The organism is Vibrio sp. OPT46, assembly GCF_015163535.1.
Lineage (GTDB): Bacteria > Pseudomonadota > Gammaproteobacteria > Enterobacterales > Vibrionaceae > Vibrio > Vibrio alginolyticus.
Genome location: NZ_JADDYG010000474.1, coordinates 12,939 through 13,366 on the forward strand (window position 1 = coordinate 12,939; position 428 = coordinate 13,366).

The following is a 428-nucleotide window of genomic DNA, read 5'->3' on the forward strand; positions in this document are numbered from 1 at the left end:
GAATAAAATTGAGCCGCTTAACAAGCAACAAGGCATATACGCGATGACCGCCTTCAGTTCGTGACGGATCAGGCATCAGCCCGGATTTTTCGTAATAATGTACAGTCTCCACCTTACATCCAGCACGTTCGGCGACCTGGCCGATTGAAAATTGGGGCGAATTCATTTCATTGTACCTTGAACCTGTAATAACTATAGGTTTTATACAAACAGATATCTATCAACGAACCAGGCGATTATTGATGAAAAACCTTGTAGAGCCATCAGAACTGACATGCCCAGAGTGTGGATATCAGGAAATACTCACCATGCCCCTGGATGCATGCCAGTGGTTTCACGAATGCTCAAATTGCCATGTTTTACTTAAACCGAAGTCTGGGGACTGTTGTGTTTTCTGTTCCTATGGCTCAGTGCCTTGTCCACCGATC

General features: G+C 44.9%; 2 protein-coding genes. One reads left to right on the plus strand and one right to left on the minus strand.

Annotated features, from left to right (window positions below):
- Nucleotides 1-166: MerR family DNA-binding transcriptional regulator (locus tag IQR33_RS35930; RefSeq protein WP_228014025.1), on the minus strand; the 166-nt coding region annotated here is incomplete at its 3' end.
- A gap of 76 nt (nucleotides 167-242) precedes the next feature.
- Between IQR33_RS35930 and IQR33_RS35570 the strand changes: the two genes are divergently transcribed.
- Nucleotides 243-428: GDCCVxC domain-containing (seleno)protein (locus tag IQR33_RS35570; protein ID WP_322631789.1), on the plus strand; the 186-nt coding region annotated here is incomplete at its 3' end.